Source organism: Rhizorhabdus histidinilytica, assembly GCF_900167915.1.
GTDB classification, from domain to species: Bacteria; Pseudomonadota; Alphaproteobacteria; order Sphingomonadales; family Sphingomonadaceae; genus Rhizorhabdus; species Rhizorhabdus histidinilytica.
This window is the reverse complement of record NZ_FUYM01000004.1, coordinates 339614-361716: the sequence shown is the minus strand read 5'-3', so window position 1 is coordinate 361716 and position 22103 is coordinate 339614. Positions and strand designations below refer to the sequence as shown.

Annotated in this window: 14 protein-coding genes; 11 read left to right on the top strand and 3 right to left on the bottom strand. The window is 67.8% G+C overall.

Translation table 11 applies throughout. The annotated features are described in order from the left end of the window. Positions 1-145 precede the first annotated feature (145 nt). Positions 146-850 carry a response regulator gene (locus B5X82_RS11170; RefSeq protein WP_079648231.1) on the top strand — a complete coding sequence of 235 codons (705 nt, stop codon included), beginning with the start codon at positions 146-148 and terminating at the stop codon, positions 848-850. A gap of 79 nt (positions 851-929) precedes the next feature. Further along, the gene (locus B5X82_RS11165; protein ID WP_079648230.1) at positions 930-4553 is read left to right on the top strand and encodes a hydantoinase B/oxoprolinase family protein; all 3624 of its coding nucleotides are present in this window, start codon (positions 930-932) and stop codon (positions 4551-4553) included. Position 4554: 1 nt separating this feature from the next. On the opposite strand, the gene B5X82_RS11160 is transcribed toward B5X82_RS11165, so the two are convergent. After that, positions 4555-5478, bottom strand: a complete 924-nt coding sequence (locus B5X82_RS11160; protein WP_079648229.1) for a helix-turn-helix domain-containing protein — start codon at positions 5476-5478, stop codon at positions 4555-4557. Between the two features lie 280 nt (positions 5479-5758). Between B5X82_RS11160 and B5X82_RS11155 the strand changes: the two genes are divergently transcribed. The 3 genes from B5X82_RS11155 (at position 5759) to B5X82_RS11145 (ending at position 11649) form a co-directional block, all read left to right on the top strand. Further along, on the top strand, positions 5759-8026 hold the full coding sequence (locus B5X82_RS11155; RefSeq protein WP_079648228.1) for a TonB-dependent receptor: 2268 nt from the start codon (positions 5759-5761) through the stop codon (positions 8024-8026). 53 nt (positions 8027-8079) lie between these two features. Beyond that, positions 8080-9201 (top strand): class II histone deacetylase, encoded by a 1122-nt coding sequence (locus B5X82_RS11150; RefSeq protein ID WP_079648227.1) that lies wholly within the window; start codon positions 8080-8082, stop codon positions 9199-9201. A gap of 219 nt (positions 9202-9420) precedes the next feature. Continuing rightward, a complete protein-coding gene (locus tag B5X82_RS11145) occupies positions 9421-11649 on the top strand; it encodes a TonB-dependent receptor (protein WP_235862661.1) in 2229 nt (742 codons plus the stop codon). 103 nt (positions 11650-11752) lie between these two features. On the opposite strand, the gene B5X82_RS11140 is transcribed toward B5X82_RS11145, so the two are convergent. Further along, positions 11753-12559 carry an SDR family NAD(P)-dependent oxidoreductase gene (locus B5X82_RS11140; protein ID WP_079648225.1) on the bottom strand — a complete coding sequence of 269 codons (807 nt, stop codon included), beginning with the start codon at positions 12557-12559 and terminating at the stop codon, positions 11753-11755. Positions 12560-12717: 158 nt separating this feature from the next. Between B5X82_RS11140 and B5X82_RS11135 the strand changes: the two genes are divergently transcribed. Genes B5X82_RS11135 through B5X82_RS11115 form a run of 5 tightly spaced genes read left to right on the top strand, consistent with a single transcriptional unit; the run spans position 12718 to position 18148 of the window. Further along, positions 12718-13857 (top strand): MFS transporter, encoded by a 1140-nt coding sequence (locus B5X82_RS11135; protein ID WP_079648224.1) that lies wholly within the window; start codon positions 12718-12720, stop codon positions 13855-13857. Further along, positions 13854-15185, top strand: a complete 1332-nt coding sequence (locus B5X82_RS11130) for an amino acid permease (RefSeq protein ID WP_079648223.1) — start codon at positions 13854-13856, stop codon at positions 15183-15185. The genes B5X82_RS11135 and B5X82_RS11130 overlap by 4 nt, the downstream gene beginning before the upstream one ends. Then, positions 15175-16458, top strand: a complete 1284-nt coding sequence (locus tag B5X82_RS11125; RefSeq protein ID WP_079648222.1) for an aspartate aminotransferase family protein — start codon at positions 15175-15177, stop codon at positions 16456-16458. Before B5X82_RS11130 ends, B5X82_RS11125 begins: the two co-directional genes overlap by 11 nt. An 11-nt stretch (positions 16459-16469) precedes the next feature. After that, complete coding sequence (locus B5X82_RS11120) at positions 16470-17513, top strand: phosphotransferase enzyme family protein (protein WP_079648393.1); 1044 nt, start codon at positions 16470-16472, stop codon at positions 17511-17513. Beyond that, positions 17510-18148 carry a TetR/AcrR family transcriptional regulator gene (locus B5X82_RS11115; protein ID WP_079648221.1) on the top strand — a complete coding sequence of 213 codons (639 nt, stop codon included), beginning with the start codon at positions 17510-17512 and terminating at the stop codon, positions 18146-18148. The genes B5X82_RS11120 and B5X82_RS11115 overlap by 4 nt, the downstream gene beginning before the upstream one ends. A 66-nt stretch (positions 18149-18214) precedes the next feature. Here B5X82_RS11115 and B5X82_RS11110 read toward each other — a convergent pair whose 3' ends face one another. After that, positions 18215-20359: a TonB-dependent receptor gene (locus tag B5X82_RS11110; protein WP_079648220.1), complete on the bottom strand. Its 2145-nt coding sequence runs from the start codon at positions 20357-20359 to the stop codon at positions 18215-18217. Between the two features lie 302 nt (positions 20360-20661). On the opposite strand from B5X82_RS11110, the gene B5X82_RS11105 reads away from it, so the two are divergent. Beyond that, entirely contained in the window at positions 20662-22050 is a 1389-nt protein-coding gene (locus B5X82_RS11105; RefSeq protein ID WP_079648219.1) for an L-serine ammonia-lyase, read from the top strand. Positions 22051-22103 lie beyond the last annotated feature (53 nt).

The following is a 22103-nucleotide window of genomic DNA, read 5'->3' as shown; positions in this document are numbered from 1 at the left end:
CGGGATCGATCAGGGCGACCGGTCGCGCCGTGGGGAGCGTCGCGCCGCATCGTCCGCCGTCGGCCATGGGCCGTCGACCGTCGGTAGCCGGTCCCGTGCTCCCGGGGAGCCGGGAGCCCGTGGCAATGGATGGATCGGGGCTGATATGTCTGTCATCACGAGTTTCGACCTGCCTTCGGCGGGCAACAGGAAAAATGGTCATCCCGTGCTGGTCGTCGACGACGAGCCGGCATTCGGTGGAATCGTGAGGGCGTTGCTCGCGGGTAGCGGCTATGCTGTCGACGTCGCGCCCGATGCGCCCGCCGCCTTCCAGGCGGTGCGCCTCCAGCAATATTCGCTGATCCTGATGGATATCGAGATGGCGGGGATCACCGGCCTGCGCGGGATCGTACCGATCCGCCAGACCGCCGACTGGACGAAGAAGGTACCGATCATCGCCTTCACCGCGCATCGGCCTCCCCGGGGCGAGCGCTATTTCCTCGAGCATGATTTCGACGGCTGGCTGCCCAAGCCGTTCACCGCGACCGACCTGCACGGCCTGCTGCGGCGCTGGCTGTCGCTCGACGCGATCGACGAGGGCGCGGCGACGCGCGAGGGGCTGGAGCAGATCATGGGGCGCGAGCCGATGGAGGCGATGATCGCCCGGCTGCGCTACAGCTTCGCCCAGGCGATCGCAGCGATCGATGCGGGAGCCGATCCGGCATCCTATGGCCACCGGCTGGGCGGATTGAGCGGCACATTGGGGTTGCCGGTGCTCGGTGCGGCCTGGCTCGCGCTGGCTGGCGGGCATGCCAAGGTCTGGGACACGGTGCGGCGGCTCACCCTCGAATGGATGGGCGTGTCGGAATGACGTCCGTGACAGCCTGGCCTTGAAAATCGTCGCGATCCGGACCAGCCAGCCTTGATGACGTTCCGGGTTGGGTGAAGCGATGCGTGACGAAGTAGCGGGGGCCGGCTGGCATTTCTGGATCGATCGGGGCGGCACCTTCACCGATCTCGTAGCGCTGTCGCCCGATCGCCGGATCGTGACGCGCAAGCTGCTGTCGTCACATCCCGAACGCTATACTGATGCGGCGATCCAGGGCATCCGCGACCTGCTCGGCCTCGCCGCCGCCGATCCGATCCCGGCGGACCGGATCGCCAGCGTGAAAATGGGTACCACCGTCGCCACCAACGCCCTGCTCGAACGGCGGGGCGAGGCAGTCGCGCTGGTCACCACGGTCGGCTTCCGCGACATGCTGCGCATCGGCTACCAGAACCGCCCGCGGCTGTTCGATCGCCACATCGTCCTGCCCGACCGGCTCGAACGGCGGGTGATCGAGGCGCGCGAGCGGGTCGATGCCGAGGGACACATCCTGCAGCCGCTCGACGTGGAGCATGTCGAGGCGGAACTGCACGAGGCCTTCGCCGCCGGCTGTACCGCCGTCGCGATCGCGCTGATGCACGGCTATCGCTTTCCGGAGCACGAGGATCGCATCGCCGAGATCGCGCGCGGCATTGGCTTCACCCAGGTTTCGGTAAGCAACCGGGTCAGCCCGCTGATGAAGATCGTCAGTCGTGGCGATACCACGCTGGTCGACGCCTATCTGTCGCCGGTGCTGGGCCGCTATGTCGGCCAGGTGGCGGAGGCGCTGGGCGACGGGGTGCCGCTCGCCTTCATGCAATCCAATGGCGGACTGATCGGGGCGGAGCGCTTCCGGGGGCGCGACGCGATCCTGTCGGGGCCGGCGGGGGGCATCGTCGGCATGGTCCGCACCGCCGAGGCCGCCGGCTTCGGCAAGGTGATCGGCTTCGACATGGGCGGCACCTCGACCGACGTATCGCATTATGCCGGGAGCTACGAACGGACGCTGGAGACGGTCGTCGCCGGCGTCCGGCTGCGCGTGCCGATGATGAGCATCGACACGATCGCGGCGGGTGGCGGGTCGATCTGCCGCTTCGACGGGACCCGGCTGCGCGTCGGCCCCGAATCCGCCGGGGCCGATCCGGGGCCTGCCTGCTATCGCCGCGGCGGGCCGCTGACGATCACCGACTGCAACGTGCTGCTGGGCAAGCTCCAGCCCGACGTCTTCCCGAAGCTGTTCGGGCCGGACGGCAACCAGCCGATCGACGCCGCAATCGTCCGGCGGAAGTTCGAGGCACTGGCCGACGAGGTCGCCGCCGCCGGCCTGCCGCCGACCACGCCCGAGGCGCTGGCCGAGGGCTTCCTGGCGATCGCGGTCGACGGGATGGCCAATGCGATCAAGAAGATATCGGTCGCGCGCGGGCATGACGTCGGCGACTATGTGCTTGCCTGTTTCGGCGGGGCGGCGGGCCAGCATGCCTGCCTGGTCGCCGACGCGCTGGGCATGGGGCATGTCATGATCCACCCGCTCGCCGGGGTGCTGTCGGCCTATGGCATCGGCCTCGCCGACCAGCGCATCCTGCGCCATCGCGCGGTGGAGGTGGCGCTGGACGAGGAGGCGCTGGCGGAGGCCGCCGCGCTGATGGATGCGCTGGAGGGCGAATGCCGCGCGCAGGTGGTGACCGACGGTTTCGATCCCGGCGCCGCGCGTTTCCGCCGCAGCCTGCTGGTCCGCTATCAGGGGACCGACACCGGTATCGAGATCGACGAAGCCGACGAGGCGACGATCCGCCGCCTGTTCGAGGAACGCTACCGGCAGCGCTTCACCTTCGCGATGCCCGACGTGCCGCTGATCGTCGAATCGGTCGCGGTCGAGCTGGTCGTGCCCGCGATCCGGCCCGAACCCGCGGCCGGCAGCGCGGAGCCGCCGCCCGAAGCGGAGCCGCGACAGACCCGGATGTTCGCGAACGGCGCCGGACACGACGCGCCGGTGCTGGCGCGCGAGACGCTGGCGCCGGGCCGGTCGATCGCCGGGCCGGCGATCATCCACGACAGCACCGCGACGGTGGTGGTCGAGCCGGGCTGGTCGGCGCGGGCCACCGATGCGGGCGACCTGGTCCTCAGCCGCGTCGCGCCGCGCGAGCAGCGGGCCGGGGCCGACGGCACGATGCTCGATCCGGTCCGGCTGGAGATCTTCAACAACCTGTTCATGGCGATCGCCGAGCAGATGGGACAGGCGCTCCAGAACAGCGCCCTCTCGGTCAACATCAAGGAAAGGCTCGATTTCTCCTGCGCGCTGTTCGATGCGGAGGGCGCGCTGGTCGCCAATGCGCCGCACATGCCGGTGCATCTCGGATCAATGGGGGACAGCGTGCGCGCGGTCCGCGACGCGGCGCTCGGCTCGCCGCGCGGGCTGCGTCCCGGCGACGCCTATCTGATCAACAATCCCTATAATGGCGGCACGCACCTGCCCGACCTGACGGTCGTGATGCCCGTGTTCGACGATGACGGTCGCTGCTCCTTCTACGTCGCTGCGCGCGGCCATCATGCTGATATCGGCGGGCGCACGCCGGGGTCCATGCCGCCGGACAGCCGCACCCTCGACGAGGAAGGGGTGCTGTTCGACGCCTTCCGGCTGGTCGAGGACGGACGCCTGCGCGAGATGGAGTTCCGCGCGATGCTCGCCTCCGGCCCCTGGCCGGCGCGCGATCCCGATCGCAATGTCGGCGACATCCGCGCCCAAATCGCCGCCTGCGCGCGCGGTGCCGACGAAATCCGCAAGATGGTCGCCCATTATGGGCGCGACACCGTCACCGCCTATATGCGCCACGTGCAGGACAATGCGGCCGAGGCGGTGCGCCGCGTGCTCGACCGGATCGACGACGGCGCCTTCGCCTATGAGCTGGACGACGGATCGCACATCGCCGTGGCGATCCGGGTCGACCGTGCGGCGCGGCGGGCGGTGGTCGACTTCACCGGCACCAGCGCGCAGCAGGCGAGCAACTTCAATGCGCCGCCGTCGATCTGCCGCGCGGCGGTGCTCTATGTGATGCGCACGCTGGTCGACGAGGACATACCGATGAACGACGGCTGCCTCGAGCCGATCGACATCGTCATCCCCGAGGGATCGATGCTGCGCCCCGCATGGCCGGCGGCGGTGGTCGCGGGCAATGTCGAGACGAGCCAGGTGATCACCGACGCGCTTTACGGCGCGACCGGGACGATGGCTGCCGCGCAGGGGACGATGAACAACTTCACCTTCGGCGACGCGGTCTACCAATATTATGAGACGATCGGCGGCGGCAGCGGGGCGGGCCCGGATTTCGACGGAACCGCCGCGGTGCAGACGCATATGACCAACAGCCGGCTGACCGACCCGGAAGTGCTCGAATGGCGCTTCCCGGTGCTGGTGGAGGCGTTCGAGGTGCGTCGCGGATCGGGCGGGGCCGGCCGCCATCGCGGCGGCGACGGCATCCGCCGCCGCATCCGCTTCCGCCAGCCGATGACCGCTACGATCCTGTCCAATCGCCGCCGGGTCGCGCCCTTCGGCCTCGACGGGGGCGAGCCCGGCGAGGCCGGACGCAACCATGTGTGGCGGGCGGACGGCACGGTCGAGACGGTCGGGTCGACCGAGAGCGTCGAGATGCGGGAGGGCGACGTGTTCGTGATCGACACGCCGGGCGGCGGGGGCTTCGGCCGGCCGACCTAGGTTAGCGCGCCAGCGATCCGGGGAGGACGCCGAAGCGGCGCTTGAACAGGCGGCTGAAGTGGCTGCTGTCGTTGAAGCCGGCGGCGAAGGCGACCTGGCTGACCGTGCGGAAGCGGGGATCGCCGGCGACCAGCCATTTGCGCGCCTCGTCCAGCCGCACGTCGGCGAGCCACTGGCGCGGGGTCGCCCCGACTTCGCCGAACAGGCGGTAGAGGCTGCGGCGGGACAGGGCGAAGCGGCGCGCCAGCGTCTCGATGCTCATGTCCGGATCGGCAGCATGTTCGACCACCCATGACCGCATCTTGCCGATCTCGGCCTCGGCGCGGGAGCGGCGATGCGAGTCGCTGTCCGGGCGATTTTCGATCAGCCGGTCGAGCAGCGACATCGTCACCGACAAGGTCAGCATCGAATCGCGCGCGTCCATCTCCTCCTCCGCGTCGGCGTCGACGATGCTGGCGAGCATCGCGGAGAGCATGTTGCCGATGCCCTTGCGGCCCTGGAGGCGGCGGCCGAACAGCCGGTCGCTGTCGGGACGAAGCTGCGACACGCTCGAACGCGGCATGGCGAGCACGACCGAACGGTTGCGGCCGAAGGCGTCGATCGTCGACGGTGCGTGCGAATCCATCAGCACCATGTCGCCCGCCGTCAGGACGTTCTGCCGGTCATAATGGTCGACATGGATGTCGCCGGCGAGCGGCATCAGGATGAAGGCGCATTCCTCCCATCGGTCGCGCAGGGCAGGGCGCCGGCTGCGCACGGCATTGGCGTGGACCAGATAGCCCTCGAACGGCCCGCGCGACACCGGGGTCAGCGTGCCGGCCGAACGGATGGCGGACGAAGTCGGCTCGGTGTCGTAGACGCCATAGGCCGCGCGCAGCGAACTGGCGAACTGGCTCGCATCCGACGATGTTGGCATTGACCCCATGCTCGCTCCCTTTCCTTGACGGGCAAAGGCACCGGCGCTGGCCGCCATGATGAATGGATTCATGGAAGTTTCAAGTAACTTCGACGGCCCGGACAGCCGTCGGAGCAGGTTGGCACGGCCAGACGATCAAATGGCACGGGCAGGCGGGACGGCTTTCCGCCCTGCTGTTACCCACCGACGATCGAACGAGAAGCCGACCGGCCCGAGAGCCGACGGCAGCGCGATCCGGAGGAATGCGCCGGTGAACCGGCGTCCTGTCGAAACAACATAGGGGCAATCGATGAAAAAGCTTCATATGGCCATATTGTGCGCCGGCGCGGCGAGTTGGGCCTCGATCGCGGCCGCCCAGGGCGTGCCCGCCCAAGCCGCAGCCGTCGACGATGGCGGCGAGATTGTCGTTACCGCGCAGAAGCGCGCCCAGTCGGTCCAGGATGTCGGCATCTCGCTGACCGCGATCGGCGCCGACGAGCTGCGCCGCAACCAGATGACCGACGTCAACCAGCTGGCCAACCAGATCTCGAACGTGGTCGCGACGACGAGCTCGAACCTGCCCGCCTTCACGGTGCGCGGCATCGGCCTGAACGAGTTCGCGTCGAACTTCGACTCGCCGGTCGCGGTCCACATCGACGAGGTCTACAAGTCGAAGCCCTACATGCTGTCGATGCCCTTCTACGACATCCAGCGGGTCGAGGCGCTGAAGGGGCCGCAGGGAACGCTGTTCGGCCGCAACACGACGGGCGGTTCGGTCAACTATTACACGCAGGAGCCCCAGTTCACCCCGAGCGGCGGCTTCAACGCCAGCATCGACAATTATGGCCGGGTGCGCGGTGACGGCTTCCTCAACCAGCCGCTCAGCGACACCGTCGCCGCCCGCGCCTCCTATTATGTCGCGCAGGGCTGGGGCGGCCCCTATCGCAACCTGCTGACCGGCAAGGACTTCGGCAAGCCGAACCAGCTCGCCGGCCGCCTGCAGCTCAAATGGGCGGGTGAGGGCACGACCGCGCGGTTGATGGTCTATGGCTTCAAGGACAAGAGCCAGCTCACCCCCTATAAGAGCCCGGGCCTGTTCAATCCGGACGGCAGCTATTGCGCCGCCGTCTTCACCGGCGCGATCCAGAAGGATCGCGACGCCTGCCTGAAGTTCGGCCCGTTCGTGCCGGGCGCCGATCCGCGCGGCCTGCGCGAGACGCAGAGCATCCGCAACATGAATGCCGACGCGCCCTGGAAGGCCGACAATTCGGCGTTTGGCGGCTATTTGCGGCTGGAGCAGGAGGCAGGCGCCTTCCAGCTCACCTCGATCACCGCCTATGACCAGTTCGTCCGCGACCAGGTCGACGACGGCGACAACACGCCCTACATCGCGGTCAACCAGCTCCTCTACAGCCGGATCAAGCAATTCTCCCAGGAGCTGCGCGCCACCGCGAAGTTCGACCGGCTCAACGTCCTGATCGGTGGCTTCTTCGAGCATGACTCGATCGACGAGGCGAACAGCGCCAACACGATCGAGAATCCGCTGCCCGGCCTGCCACCCTTCGCGCCGCGTCTGGCCGCCGACTTCAAGCAGAAGGTCCGCTCGCTCGCGATCTTCACCAACAACGAATATGCGCTGACCGACCAGCTCTCGCTGATCGTCGGCCTGCGCTACACCAACGACCGCACCAAGATCGACGGTGCCGCCTATCTGGGCGCCGACGATCCCTCGGGCCGCCGCCACCTGGTGACGCCGGTGATCCCGGTCGACGCGCTCGTTGCGCATCGCACCGACGGCACCACCTCCTTCCGGGGCGGCATCAACTGGAAGGCGTCGCGCGACCAGCTCTTCTACGCCTCGATCTCGCGCGGCTTCCGCAGCGGCGGCTACAGCGTGCCGTTCGGTGGCGTGATCACGACCTTCGATCCCGAACGTCTGACCGCTTATGAGATCGGGTCGAAGTCGCGGCTGCTCGGTCGCACGCTCGACCTGAACCTCGCGGCCTTCTTCTACGATTACAAGGACATCCAGACCAACGTCGACGATCCGTTGTCGCCGTTGGTGCCGATCACGCGCAACATCGGCGGATCGCGGACCTACGGCGCCGAGGCGGAGCTGACCTGGCGGCCCGATCCCAGCTGGACGGTGCGGCTGGGCGGCAGCTATCTCGACGCCAAGTTCCGCAACACGACGGCGGTCATCACCACCTATGCGGGGCCGGTGCCGCTCGACGGCAAACGCCCGGTCAACACCCCGAAATGGACCGCGCAGGGTATGATCCAGAAGAGCGTGCCGCTGAACGACGACCTCGACCTGATCGGCAGCACCGACTTCAAATATACCGCCAAGCGCTATCTGGAAGCGACCAACCAGCTGTTCGACCGGGCGCCCGCCTATTGGGTGCAGAACGCGCGGCTGGCCGTCGCCAGCAAGTCGGGCGGCTGGGAGATCGCGGCCTGGGGCAAGAACATCTTCAACAAGGACTATCTGACCTACATCAACAATATCAGCTTCTTCCGCATCGAGATCTATGGCGAGCCGGTCTCCTACGGCCTTTCCGCCTCGATCAAGTTCTGACAACAAGGGGCCGGGTGCGGCGACGCGCCCGGCCCGGACATGGCGGTATTCACATGACGACCGGTTTCTACACCGACGAACGCTGCTTCTGGCACTCGGTCGGGATGCAGGCGCTGTTCCTGCCGGTGGGCGGATGGGTGCAGCCTCCCTCGGGTGCGGCGGGCGCGGACACGCCGGATTCCAAGCGGCGACTGCTTTCGCTGGTGCAGGCGAGCGGCCTGATCGACCATCTCGCGGTGGCGAGCGCCGATCCCGTCACCCGCGAGGACATGCTGCGCGTCCACACGGTCGATTATATCGACCGGTTCAAGGCGACGAGCGACGCGGGCGGCGGCGACCTCGGCGGCTTCGCGCCGTTCAGCCAGGGCGGCTACGAGATCGCGGCGCTGTCGGCGGGGCTGGCGAAGCGGGCCGTCGACGACGTGCTGTCGGGGCGACATCGCAACGCCTATGCGCTGTGCCGCCCGGCCGGCCATCATTGCCTGTCCGACGGATCGATGGGCTTCTGCCTGCTGTGCAACATCCCGATCGCGATCGAGGCGGCCCGCGCGCGCCATGGCGCGCTGCGCGTCGCGGTGGTCGACTGGGACGTCCACCACGGCAACGGCACCCAGGCGGTCTATTATGATCGCGACGACACGCTCACCATCTCGCTCCACCAGGAGAATTGCTTCCCGCCCGGCTATAGCGGCGAGGAGGATCGCGGCCAGGGCAGGGGCGCGGGCTGCAACCTCAACATCCCGCTGCCGCCGGGCGCGGGCGACGAGGCCTATCGCCATGCGCTGCGGGCGCTGGTGATCCCGGCGATCGAGCGCTTCCGCCCCGACCTGATCGTCGTCGCCAGCGGTCTCGACGCCGGCGCCGCCGATCCGCTCGCCCGGATGCTCGTGCACAGCGAGACCTTCCGCGCGATGACCGGGGAGCTGATGGCGCTCGCCGACCGGCTGTGCGGCGGCAAGATCATCGTCGTCCATGAGGGGGGCTATTCGGAGGCGGTGGTGCCGTTCCTCGGGCTCGCCATCATCGAGACGCTCAGCGGCCACCGCACCGACGTGATCGACCCGACGCTCGACATCTTCGTTCCGCAGCAGCCGGGGGCGAAGTCGCTCGCCTTCCAGCGGCAGGTGATCGACGAGATGGCCGAAGCCTGGAAGGCGTCGCTCGCCGGCGCGTGAGGAGCGGATCGGGCGGCATGCTCATCCCGATCCGCCAAGTCATTGAAACCGAAGATAATCGAGTTTCGCCGGAAAAATGTATAGACATTATGAGTGTGGCCGAAAGGTCGCAGCTCGATAGGAACTGCCTATTTGATTGAATATTCAATTGACTTGTCCAACGCCCCTGCGGACAAGACCGGATATAGTTCGATATATGTCCGGGAGAAAAAGGGTATGATGCAATCGCAGCTTCGCCGCCTGTCGCAGGCCAGCGTGAAGGCGCTGGCCGCCACGCTGATGCTGACGGGCGCCCATGGCGCAGCGCTGGCGCAGGACGGCGGTGCGACCGCCGAGGCCGACGCGCCGGCCTATGGCGACATCGTCGTCACCGCGCAGAAGCGCGAGCAGAATATCCAGAAGGTCGGCGTCGCGATCAGCGCGCTCGGCAAGCAGGGTCTGGCCGACCTCGGCCGCCAGGACATCTCCGCGCTGGCGACCAAGCTGCCGAGCGTGCAGGTGCTCGCCTACAGCCCGACCCTGACCGTGTTCAACATCCGCGGTGTGTCGCAGAACGACTTCGCCGACTCGCAGGAGGCGCCGATCGCCTTCTACAATGACGAGGTCTACATCAGCGCGCTCGGTGCGATCAGCGGCCAGATGTTCGACCTCGAGCGGGTCGAGATGCTGCGCGGCCCGCAGGGCACGCTGTTCGGCCGCAACGCCACCGGCGGTCTGATCCAGGTCGTGTCGGCCAAGCCGACCCGCGACCTCTCCGGCTTCGGCACCGTCACCGTCGGCAGCTACGGCCAGGTGGCGACCGAAGGCGCGATCAGCGGCCCGCTGAGCGACACGCTGCGCGCCCGCCTGTCGTTCTCCACCAATCATCATGGCGGTTACATCGACAATAGCATCGGCAAGGACCTCGGCAACTCGAAGTTCTACGGCGGCCGCTTCCAGCTCGCCGGCGATGTCGGCGAGCGCGGTGAGTTCACGCTGAAGCTGCAGGGCCTGCGCAACGACAAGGAGCGGACCGGCGGCCTCTATTCGCACCGCACCGCGATCGCCAATGCCGACGGCCTGGGCGAATATGTCGGGCCGAACGAGAACCCGTTCGGCACCTGCGCCGGCTGCGACATGTTCGGCTATGTCCAGGCGGGCAACGACCCGTTCAAGGTCGCGTTCAACGGCCCGAACTATTTCAGCCGCAGCTACTGGAGCGCGTCGCTGCGCTATGTGCAGGACCTGGGCGGCGTCACGCTGACCTCGATCAGCGACTATCAATATCTGAAGAAGCGCTACGGTGAGGACGCGGACATGTCGCCCGCCAGCACCTTCGCCTATTCGACGAGCCAGAACCTCGACCAATATTCGCAGGAACTGCGGCTGTCGAACAGCAGCGACCGCGCCACCTGGGTGATCGGCGGCTATGCGATCAAGATCGTCAGCGATAACGGCTACGACACAGACCTGAGCGGCAGCCTCGGCCTCCGCGAGATCTATGGCGGCAGGCTCAAGACGACCTCGTTCGCAGGGTTCGGCCAGCTCGAATACAACCTGACCGATCAGGTCGCCCTGATCGGCGGCCTGCGTTATTCGGCCGACCGCAAGACGATCGACTTCACCCATGCCGAGAACGGCGTGACCGACTTCACCTTCGACCGCGCCAGCGTCGGCAAGCTCGCGCGGCAGAAGTTCAACGACTGGTCGGGCAAGGCGGGCATCAACTTCAAGCCGAACGAGGACACGCTGATCTATGCCAGTGTCAATCGCGGCATCAAGGGCGGCGGCTTCGGCACCCCGGCGTTCAACCCCGGCGACCTGACCACCATCCCGTTCAAGGAAGAGGTGCTGACCGACTATGAGGGCGGCGTTAAGCTGACCCTGTTCGATCGCACGACCCACCTGAACCTGTCGGCCTTCTACTACGACTATAAGGACTATCAGGCGTTCGAGCTGGTCGACCTGGCGCTCGCCGTCCGCAACAAGGACGCGACGATCAAGGGCATCGAGGCCGAGTTCAACACCCGTCCGGTCGACGGCCTCTACCTCCAGACCTTCGCCACCTATCTCGACAGCAAGGTGAAGGGCGTGATCCTGCCCGGCGGCCGCGTCGCCAATACCCGCATGCCGCAGGCGCCGAAGTGGAGCATCGGCTGGCTGGTCCGCTACGAGCTCGATGCGGGTCCTGGCCGCCTCGCGCTCCAGACCGACTGGAAATATGACAGCGCGCAATATCTCTCGACCTTCAACGCGCCGGTCGATCGCCAGCCGGGCCGGGTCGTCGGCAATGCCCGCGTCACCTATGGCTTCGGCGACGGCAAGTGGGAGATTGCGGGCTTCGTCAACAACCTGACCGACAAGAAGTACCGGCTCTACAATCTCGATCTGTCGGGTCCGTTCGGCTTCACCCAGCAGGCCTATGCCCGGCCGCGCTGGTTCGGCGCGAGCGTCACCCGCAGCCTGTAAACGAAAAAGCCCGGCCGCGTCGTTGGCGCGGCCGGGCGATTTTCCCTTTTCCGTCATCCCAGCGAAGGCTGGGGCGATGAGAGTTTTGCGGCAGGACGGCCGCTTACGCCGCTCCCTCGGTGATCTTGTCGAAGAAGGTCATCCCGACATTGGCGACCAGCGAGCCGCCATCGACCGCGAGCACCGCGCCGTTGACGAAGGAGGCGGCGGGGGAGAGCAGCCAGGCGATCGCCTCGGCGGCCTCGTCCGAGCTGCCGGCGCGGCGCTGGGGCACGAACTCGCTGACCTTGGCATAGGCGCCTTCGAGGTCGTCGGCGATCTGCATCGTCTCCATTTCCTCGTCACCCATTTCGGTGCGGATCCAGCCCGGCGCGACGATATTGGCGCGCAGCCCGTCGCGGGCATGTTCATAGGCGAGCGCCTGGGTCATCAACTGGAGGCCGGCCTTGGATGCCGAATAGGCGGCGAGGCCCGGGCCCGTCTGCATCCCGCCGACCGAGGTGATCGAGACGACCGCGCCCTTGCGCGCGAGCAGGTGCGGCAGCGCCGCCTGGGCCAGCACGAAGGGGCCGGTCAGGTTGATGCCGATCTGCTGGTTCCAGGCATCCAGGCTCATCTCCCCGAACGGCGCGTTGATCAGGATGCCGGCGTTGAGCACCAGCCCGTCGAGCCGGCCGAAATGCGCGACCACGTCGGCGATCAGCTTGCGTGCGGCCTCCGGGTCGCCGATGTCGCTGACGAAGGGGACCGCGCCCGTCTCCGCCGCGACGGCGTCGAGCGGTTCCTTGCGGCGACCGCAGATCGCCACCTGCCACTCGCGGGCCAGCCGCCGCGCGGCCCCCGCACCGATGCCGCTGCCGCCGCCCGTGACGATGACGACCGGCTTTTCCCCATTCTGATCCTGACTCATTCGAGCACCCTTTGCCATGGTTGGAATTGAAACGTGGTCCATTTCTGAAGCGGTAGATTCGCGATTGAGTATGTCTTATGCGTCGTTCCTAGATAAATTATTGGACTGTGGTCCAGATAGAAAATAGAAATCCACGCGAATCGATAGTGGGGGACGGAATGAAGTGGGCTTTTGTCGGTCCGCTGATCGGCGGCACCTTTCTGGCCATGTATCCGATGATGACGACGCCGATCCTGATCGGTGGCGCCGTCGACGGCGCGCATCTGTCGGCCGAGCAGGCGGGGTGGATCGGCACGCTGTCGATCGGCGCGGTCGCGGCGGCATCGATGCTGATGCCATCGTTGCTGCGACGCTTCCCCGGCCGCCTGCCGCTCTTCCTGTTCGCGGCGATGCTGGTGGCGGGCTATCTGGGCTTCTCCGTCTCGCGCAGCTTCGCCATGTTCTGCCTGTTCGCGCTGCTCGGCGGCACCGGATCGGGCGGGCTGCTGGCGGGCATGGCGATGCGCATCGCCAAGGCGCCGAGCCCCGACCAGGTCTATGGCGTCATCTACGCGGTCGCGACGGGCATCTATGCGGTGCTGCTGTCGCTGCTGCCGGTGGTCGGCGGCGCGTTCGGCGCATCGGCGATGTTCGTCGTGCTGGGGCTGGTGGCGCTGGCGACGATGCCGGCGCTGGCGTTGCTCGGCGACGATGTCGCGCCGGGCGACGAGCATCATGACGCGACCGCGCCCAAGCCCTGGGCGATGATCGCTGTCGTCGTCCTGGTGATGACGGTGGCCTTCCCGCTCTATGGCGGGGTCTACGCCTTTTCCGAGCGGCGCGCGGTGGCGATCGGGCTCGAGCCGGCGGCGATCGGCGCGACGCTGGGCGCGACCACGCTGATGACGGTGATCGGCGCACTGCTGGTCGCCTGGGTCGGCACCCGGCCGGGCCGCACGGTCCCCACACTGGCGACGATGGCGGTCGCGACCCTGGCCTACGGCCTGGTCCTCGGCGCGGCGGGGACGATGCCGTTCATTGCCGGCATGCTTGCCTTCGGGTTGATGCAGATGGCGCTCAACTCCTATTTCTTCGGCCTCGCCTCGGTGCTCGATCGAGAGGGGCGGGTTGCGGCGGCGCTGCAGGGCTATTCGCTGGTGCCCTATGCGCTGGGCGCGGCGCTGTTCGGCACGCTCGGCAATGACGGAAGTCTCGCGCGGCTCGCCTTGCCATCGGTCGCGATCAACGTCGTCGCGGCGCTGATCCTGGTGCCGATGCTGATCCGCCTCGACCGTATGGCGGAACGGAGGACCGCATGACCCTCGCCCGTTCCACGATCGACTGGCGCCACGTCGCCGGCCTCGGCGTCGCGCTGGTGATCGCCGGCCAGTTCTCCGGCTGGAACTACGGCCTCGCCTCGGCCGGCTGGGCGAACATGATCGTCGCCACGCTGCTGATGGCGTCGCTCAGCTTCGGTCTCGCCCAATGCCTGGCCGAGTTGTCCGCGGCGCGACCCCATGCCGGCGGACTCTACATCTATTGCGAGGACGCCTTCGGGCCCTTCGCCGGCTATCTGGTCGGCTGCGCGGTGGTGGTAGCGCTGACGATCGGCACCGGCGCGGCCGCCGAGTTCATTTCGGCCTACGCGACCCATGTGTTCGGCTTCGGCGGCTGGCCGCTCAAGATCGGCATCTTCGCGATCATCCTGCTCCTGCACCTGCGCGGGGTGGGGGAGGCGATGCGGCTGATGGTCGGCGCGGGCCTGTTGGCGATGGCGGCGATCCTGCTGTTCGGCCTGACGATGCTGCCGCATTTCGACCCAGCCAATCTGACCCTGCCGGGCCAGCGGCTGCACGTCGACCCGCGTGGCGTCTTCTCCTGCATCCCCTTTGCGATCTGGCTGTTCATCGCGGTCGAACAGACCGCTGCCGCTGCCGAGGAGGTTGCGGAACCCGCGCGCAACATGCCGCGCGGCATCATCGCGGCGGTGCTGACCCTGCTCGTCACGGCGATGGTCGTGCTCGTGCTGGGCGTCGGCGGGGGCGGCATCCAGCATATCGGCGCGGCGGACGATCCGCTCTATGCCGCAATGGCGAGCCCCGAGGTCGGCGGCACCGCCGGTTGGACGACGGCCTTCGTCGGGCTCGGCGGCATCGTCGGTCTGCTCGGCACGCTCTTCTCGCTGATCTATTCGACGTCGCGGCAGATCTTCGCGCTGGCGCGTGACGGCCGGCTGCCGGCGATCCTCGGCCGCACCAACAAGCGTGGCGCGCCCGACCTGGCGCTGCTCCTGGTCGTCTCGGTCGGCGTCGGCATGTCGGCGATCTCGCCCGACAAGGTGCTGCTGATCGTCGTGCTGTCGCTGAGCCTGTCCTATGTCGTGCTGCTCGCGAGCTTCATCCGGCTGCGGCTCACCCGGCCCGATCTGCCGCGCCCGTTCCGCGCCGCCGGCGGGATCGGCACGGCGCTGGTCTGCATGTTGCTGTCGAGTGCCTTGTTCGCCGCCTGCTTCCAGGTCGATACGACCGTGCTGGCCGCGCTCGGCCTGCTCTTCGCGGTGATCGTCCTCAGCTATCTGCGCCTGCCGGTCCGCGGAGCGCAGCCCTCTTCCCTCCTTCCCGAAGAAAGGTCCGTCGATGCTTCCTGACGAAGAACTGCTGGAACGGCGCCAGCGTGTGCTCGGCCGCAACGCGCCGCTGTTCTATGAGCGCCCCGTCCACCTGGTCAAAGGCAAGGGCGTCTGGGTGACCGACGCCGACGGGCGCGATTATCTGGACGTCTACAACAACGTCCCCTGCGTCGGCCATTGCCACCCCCACGTCGTCGAGGCGATCTCCACCCAGGCGGGGATCCTCAACATCCACACCCGCTACCTCCACGAGACCGTGGTCCGCTATGCCGAGCGGCTGACGGCGACCTTCGACGCCTCGCTGAACAGCGCGATCTTCACCTGCTCGGGCACCGAATCCAACGAGCTGGCGCTGCGCATGGCGCGCTTCCGTACCGGCGGCGAGGGCGTGATCGTCAGCGACTTCTGCTATCATGGCAATTCGAAGATGGTCGCCGAGCTGACGACCTGCTTCCCGGTGCCCGAGGCCTTCCCGGCCTATGCCCGCAAGGTGCCGGTGCCCGATCCCTATCGCGACCGGCAGGGGATGAGCGACGAGCAACTCGCCGATCATTTCGCGGCCAAGGTGGCGGAGGCGATCGCCTCGCTGCAGGCGGCGGGGATCAAGGTCGCGGCGCTGCTGATCGACACGCTGTTCGCCAATGAAGGCCTGCCCGAGCTGGTGCCCGGCTACGCCGCCAAGGCGGTGGAGATCGTCCGCAAGGCGGGCGGGCTGTTCATCTGCGATGAGGTGCAGGCGGGTTTCGGCCGCACCGGCGACGCGATGTGGGGCCACCAGCTCAACGGCGTCGTTCCCGACATCGTCACGCTGGGCAAGCCGATGGGCAATGGCCATCCGCTCGCCGGGGTGATCACCTCGTCCGACCTGGTCGACGAATTCGGCAAGGTGGCGAATTACTTCAACACCTTCGGCGGCAATCCGGTGTCGGCGGCGGCGGGCATGGCCGTGCTCGACGTGCTCGAGCGAGAGAAGCTGCTGGAGAACGCCCGGATGACGGGCGCCTATGTCCGCGCCGGGCTCGAACGGCTGAAGGAGAAGCATGCGATCGTCGGCAATGTCCGCGGCAGCGGCCTCTTCTTCGGGCTCGACCTCGTCCATGACGATGCCGACCGCTCGCCCGCCACGGCGGAATGCAAGCGGCTGATCAACCTGATGCGCGATCGCGGCGTGCTGATCAGCCGGATCGGCCGGTACGACAATATCCTCAAGATGCGGCCGCCGATGGTGTTCGCGAAGGAGCATGCCGACATCCTGTTGTCGACGCTCGACGATGCGCTGCAGGCGCTGTGAGGGGAGTGACCGTGTCCGATTTCTACCGTTTGAGCGATGAGGAGCAGGCCGTCCGCCTGACCGAGCTGGCGCGCGTCGCGCTGCAGCGCTGGCCGGGCGACTATAGCGCGGTGACCCTGATCAAATATCGCGAGAACGCGGTGTTCTCGGCGCTTGGCTCGGATGGCCGCAAGGTGGCGGTGCGGGTCCATCGCCATGCCTATCACAGCGACGACGCGCTGCGCTCCGAGTTGCAATGGATGCAGGCGCTGGGCCGTGACGGGATCGAGGTGCCGCCGATCATCCCGACCAGCGACGGGGAGATTTTCGCCACCGTCGCCGCCTCCGGCGTTCCCGAGCCGCGCCAGGTCGACGTGCTCGGCTGGATGACCGGCGTGCCGGCGGGATCGTCGGAAGAGGGGCTGGAAGCCGACGAGGACGGCGCGGAGCGGCTGTTCTTCGGCGCGGGCGCGCTGGCCGCGCGGATGCACGAGCAGGTCAAGGCGATGGCCTTTCCCGAGGGTTTCACCCGTCATGCCTGGGACGATGAGGGGCTGATCGGCGCGGACCCCTTCTGGGGGCGCTTCTGGGAGCTGGAGCAGCTGACCGCCGAGCAGCACGACCTGCTCCAGCAGGCCCGCGCGAGCGCACGCGAGGACCTCGCGGCGTTCGGTAAGCATGCCGACAATTATGGCCTGATCCATGCCGATTTCGTGCCGGAGAATCTGCTGGTCGAGGACGGGCGGCTGAAGCTGATCGACTTCGACGACGGCGGCTATGGCTGGCACATGTTCGACCTCGCGACGGCGCTCTACTTCAACCTCGATCACCCGGCCTACGACCGGATGGAGCGGGCGCTGTTCGAGGGCTATCGCTCGGTCCGCGCGCTGCCCGAGACCGATGGCGCGCTGCTGCCGCTGTTCATGTTCCTGCGCAGCACCACCTATCTCGGCTGGGTGCAGACCCGGTCCGAGACGCAGACGGCGAAGGAGCTGGGGCCGATGCTGATCGAGCGCGCCTGCCTCGTCGCCCGGCGCTATCTCGACGATCGGGCGCGGGCCGGCGCGGCGGCATGACGGTGGAGGCTGGCCGGCCGGTCGCGATGCAGGCGCGCGGGCGCAAGCGGCGCGAGGCGCTGCTCGCCGCCGCCCGCCAGCTTCTGGCGGAGCGTGAGAGCAGCCAGATCACCCTGGCCGACATCGCTGCGCGGGCCGAGGTCTCGAAGAGCTCGGCCTATCATTTCTACACCGACGCGATCGAGCTGTTCGTCGAGCTGGTCTCGCTGCTCGACGGCGAGTTCCAGCGGGCGATCGCGCGCCCGGTGGCGCAGGTCGCCGACTGGGAAGAGCTGATGGGCATAGTGATCGATCGCGCCGCCGGCTATTTCGAGGACAATCCCGCCGCGCAGCAGCTCATGCTCTCGTCGCAGACCCCGCCCGCGATCAAGCGCTACAGCCGCCGGGCCGACGTCGACACCAGCCGGCTGATCGAAAACCTGATCGATGCGCATTTCGTGCTGCCCGACCTTCCCGACCGCAGCCGCATCTTCTTCTACGCGATCGAGGCGGCCGACCTGATGTTCGGCCTGTCGCTGTTCGAGCGCGGTGCGCTGCTGCGCGAGATGGTCGAAGAGGCGAAGCGGATGAGCTGCGCCTATCTGGGCCTCTACATTCCCCGCCACCTGCCGCGGCGGGAAGGCGCCGGCGATTAGGCCGGCCGCATCCGTCGGGCATGGCGCGCAGCCAAGGGATGCCGCGCGCCATGCCCCTTGGACTCGTCAGAAGGCGAGGGCCGCCTGGATGCCGATCCGACGGGACGGGCCGAACCACGCCGTCGTCGCATCCTGGCTGCCCATCGTCTGCGCATAGGTGCGGTAGCGCTTGTCGAACAGGTTCTTGACGAACAGCATCAGCGACCAGCGATCGTCCTTGTTCGCCAGGGTGATGCGTCCGTTAACCAGCGAATAGGCCGGTATCCGCGCCGCGGGCGACGGGTCGAACTGCGGCGTGAAGCTGCTCGTGTGGCTGACGTCGGCGCCGAATGACAGATCGAAGGCATCGGAGAGCGGCACGTCATACTGGCCGCCGAAGGACAACGTCCATTTCGGCGCGGTCGGCAGCTCGGTCGCGCCGAAGGTGAAGCCGGCCTTCTCGACGAGGTCGTTCTTCATGTAGCCGACCGAGCCGAACAGCTTCAGCATACGGACGGGCCGCGCTTCGATCTCGGCCTCGAAACCGTAGATCTCCGCCGAGGCGGCGTTGCCGGTCAGCACGATCGAGGCGCCTCCGCTGCTCGATACGGCGGTGAGCTGGATGTCCTTATAGTCGTTGTAGAAGCCGGCCATGTTGAACCGCAGCAAGCGGCCGAACAGCTCCGACTTGAAGCCGGCTTCGTAGGAGGTGACCTTTTCCGCGCTGAACGGGGTCAGGTCGGCAAGGGAGAAGGGGCGGCCGTTGAAGCCGCCGCTGCGGAAGCCGCGGGTGACCGAGCCGTAGACCAGCAGATCGTCGGTGACCCGATAGTCGAGGCCGACCTTCGGCGAGAAATTGCGGAACTTGTCCGAACGATCGGTCGGCGGGACCAGCGCGATCGGTCCGAACAGGGTGGTGATGCCGTCGAGGCTCTTCTTCTCGTCGGTATAGCGCCCGCCCAGGGTCAGGCGGAGCCGCGGGACGATCTCGTAGCTCGCCTGGCCGTAGAAGGCCAAGCTCTTGCTATGGTTGTTGGTGAGGATGGTGACGGGCAGGCTCGACAGGCTGACGAAGCTGTCGAACCGTCCGTCCTCCTCGAAATAATAGCCGCCGACGATCCAGTCGAGACGGCCCTCGAGCGCCTTGCCGCTCGCCTGCAGCTCCTGGCTGAACTGCCATTGGCGGGAGTCGACGAGCTGGTCGAGGAAGGCGGCCGGCGTGCCGTCGAAGTCCTGGCCGGACTGGCCGTCCTGATGCCGGTAGGCCGAGATCGACTTGAGCGTGACCGCGTCGAGCTCATAGGTCGCGGTCAGCGCGCCGCCATAGACGTCGAGCGTGTCGCGCATCGGCGCGCTTAGCTGTACCGCGTCGAGATCGGGCCGGGGGTTCAGATATTGCGGACCGATCGGGACGACGCCGGGCAGGGCGTTGTAGGCGATCGAGGTGGGCGAGCTCCGGAACGCGACCAGCGTGTGCGGCGACGGCGTGCCGCGATGGCGCAGATAGTCGCCCGACAGGTCGATGGAGAAGCGGTCGCTCGGCTCGATCCGAAGCTGGACGCGCGCGCCGAGATCGCGGGCGCGGCCCATCTGGCTGCTGATGCCGGGCTGCGACACCAGATTCCTGCCATAGCCGGAATCGGTGCGGCCCAGCACGCTGAGTCGCCCGGACACGCCGTCGCCGAGCGGACCGCTGATCGTCGCGCGGCCCTCGAAACGGCCCTGGTTGCCGCCGGTCAGGCGCAGCTCGCCCTCCAGCCTGTCGCGCGGCCGCTTGGTCACGACGTTGACCGCGCCGCCGATGGTGTTGCGGCCGTAGAGCGTCCCTTGCGGGCCGCGCAGCACTTCGACCCGTTCGACATCGGCGAGGTCGAGCGCCGCGCCGGTGACGCGGGCGAGATAGACGCCGTCGACATAGACGCCGACGCCGGGTTCGGTCGTGGTGATGAAGTCGGCCTGGCCGATGCCGCGGATGAAGACCGAGGAGGCGCCGGTGGTGCCCGAGGCCGCCGTGCTGAACTGGACGTTCGGGGCGAAGCGCACCACCTCGGTCAGGTTGCTCACCTGCCGCTGTTCGAGGGTGGCGGCGGACAGCGCGGTGACCGCGACGGGCGCCACCTGAAGCCGTTCCTCGACCCGGCGCGCGGTGACGACGATATCGTCGAGGCCGCGTTGCTCGCCGGCCTGCTGCGCGAAGGCGGGCGCCGCCACGGCGAAGCCGGCAAGCAGCATGACGGACGAGGAGCCGAGGCGAAGACCGTTCGATGACGGCGTTTCGCCTGGATCGGGAAACCGATCGGCCCCTCTCGGGCCGCGCGCGAGATCGTGCAATTCCACCTCCCTGATGACGTGGCTTCTCTTTCGCTGGGGCCACGTTCGTTCGATTATGTTCAAATAGAATATATTGCAAGTAGCGCATATAAGGCGCGGCGCTTCGGAGATGACCCGGCCCGCGTTCGCAGCTAAAGGCTGGGCCGCAATCTTGGAGCGGTCGAGGGTCTGATGGTCGTGGTGCTTTTCGGGATGGGCGCGTGATGGCTGCCAAGAGCGAGCGCATCGCACCGGTCGCGGACCAGGCGATCAGCGTCACCGACCTGTTCACGATCGGGGTCGGGCCGTCGAGCTCGCACACCGTCGGGCCGATGCGGGCGGCGAAGGATTTCGCCGAGCGCGCGGTCGCGCCGGGGGCGGTGATCCGCGTCCGGTGCGAGCTGTTCGGATCGCTGGCGCTGACCGGCCTCGGCCATGCGACCGACGTCGCGATCCTGCTGGGACTGGCCGGCGAGACGCCGGAGACGGTCGATCCCGACCAGATTCCGGCCAAGGCGGCGGCAATCCGTGCGGACAAGGCGCTGCCCTTGGACGGCGGGACGGCGATCCCGTTCGACGAGGCGACCGACCTGCTGTTCCTGCGCGGCAAGTTCCTCGCAGGGCACGCCAATGCGATGCGCTTCACCGCCTTCCGCGCCGACGGCGGCGAGGAGCAGGCGACCTATTTCTCGATCGGCGGCGGCGCGATCCTGCGCGAGGGCGATCCGGTGTGCAGCGCCAACGTCGCGCTACGCCATCCCTTCTCCTCGGCGGCCGAGCTGCTCGCGATCGGCGAGGCGGCGGGCCTGTCGATCGGCGAGGTCGTCGCCGCGAACGAGGAGGCATGGCGATCGCCGGGCGAGACCGACGCCTTCCTGGCGAAGGTGCGCGCCGCGATGCTCGCCTGCATCGCGCGCGGGCTGAAGGGGGAAGGGGTGCTGCCCGGCGGCCTCAACGTCCGCCGCCGCGCCAAGGCGGTCCACGACGCGCTGGTCCAGCGGGGCCCGCGCGTCGATCCATCGACGGTGTTCGAATGGGTGAGCCTGTGGGCGCTCGCGGTCAACGAGGAGAATGCGGCCGGCGGCCGGGTGGTGACCGCGCCGACCAATGGTGCGGCGGGCGTGCTGCCGGCGGTGCTCAACTATTATGAGGTGTTCGTCCCCGGCGCGACGGCGGCGGGCAGCCGGCTGTTCCTGCTAACGGCATCGGCGATCGGCTTCCTCTACAAGAAACGCGCCTCGATCTCGGCGGCGGAGATGGGGTGCCAGGGCGAGGTCGGGGTCGCCTGCTCGATGGCGGCGGCGGGTCTCGCGGCGGCCTTGGGTGCGAGCAATGCGCAGATCGAGAATGCCGCCGAGATCGGCATGGAGCATAATCTGGGCCTGACCTGCGATCCGATCGGCGGGCTCGTCCAGGTGCCGTGCATCGAGCGCAACACGATGGGCGCGATCAAGGCGATCAACGCCGCCTATCTGGCGCTGCACGGCGACGGGCGCCATGTCGTCAGCCTCGACGCGGTGATCGAGACGATGCGCCAGACCGGCGTCGACATGCGGTCCAAATATAAGGAAACCAGCCTCGGCGGCCTTGCGGTCAACGTCGTCGAGTGCTGAGCCCCGCCGACCGGCGCGGCTGACCGATTCCCCCTTATGATCGACGCTGCCGA

Coding starts and splice junctions, on each gene's coding strand:
- B5X82_RS11170 (WP_079648231.1), top strand. CDS start 146: ATGTCTGTCATCACGAGTTTCGACCTGCCTTCGGCGGGCAACAGGAAA.
- B5X82_RS11165 (WP_079648230.1), top strand. CDS start 930: ATGCGTGACGAAGTAGCGGGGGCCGGCTGGCATTTCTGGATCGATCGG.
- B5X82_RS11160 (WP_079648229.1), bottom strand. CDS start 5,478: ATGGGGTCAATGCCAACATCGTCGGATGCGAGCCAGTTCGCCAGTTCG.
- B5X82_RS11155 (WP_079648228.1), top strand. CDS start 5,759: ATGAAAAAGCTTCATATGGCCATATTGTGCGCCGGCGCGGCGAGTTGG.
- B5X82_RS11150 (WP_079648227.1), top strand. CDS start 8,080: ATGACGACCGGTTTCTACACCGACGAACGCTGCTTCTGGCACTCGGTC.
- B5X82_RS11145 (WP_235862661.1), top strand. CDS start 9,421: ATGCAATCGCAGCTTCGCCGCCTGTCGCAGGCCAGCGTGAAGGCGCTG.
- B5X82_RS11140 (WP_079648225.1), bottom strand. CDS start 12,559: ATGAGTCAGGATCAGAATGGGGAAAAGCCGGTCGTCATCGTCACGGGC.
- B5X82_RS11135 (WP_079648224.1), top strand. CDS start 12,718: ATGAAGTGGGCTTTTGTCGGTCCGCTGATCGGCGGCACCTTTCTGGCC.
- B5X82_RS11130 (WP_079648223.1), top strand. CDS start 13,854: ATGACCCTCGCCCGTTCCACGATCGACTGGCGCCACGTCGCCGGCCTC.
- B5X82_RS11125 (WP_079648222.1), top strand. CDS start 15,175: ATGCTTCCTGACGAAGAACTGCTGGAACGGCGCCAGCGTGTGCTCGGC.
- B5X82_RS11115 (WP_079648221.1), top strand. CDS start 17,510: ATGACGGTGGAGGCTGGCCGGCCGGTCGCGATGCAGGCGCGCGGGCGC.
- B5X82_RS11110 (WP_079648220.1), bottom strand. CDS start 20,359: ATGCTGCTTGCCGGCTTCGCCGTGGCGGCGCCCGCCTTCGCGCAGCAG.
- B5X82_RS11105 (WP_079648219.1), top strand. CDS start 20,662: ATGGCTGCCAAGAGCGAGCGCATCGCACCGGTCGCGGACCAGGCGATC.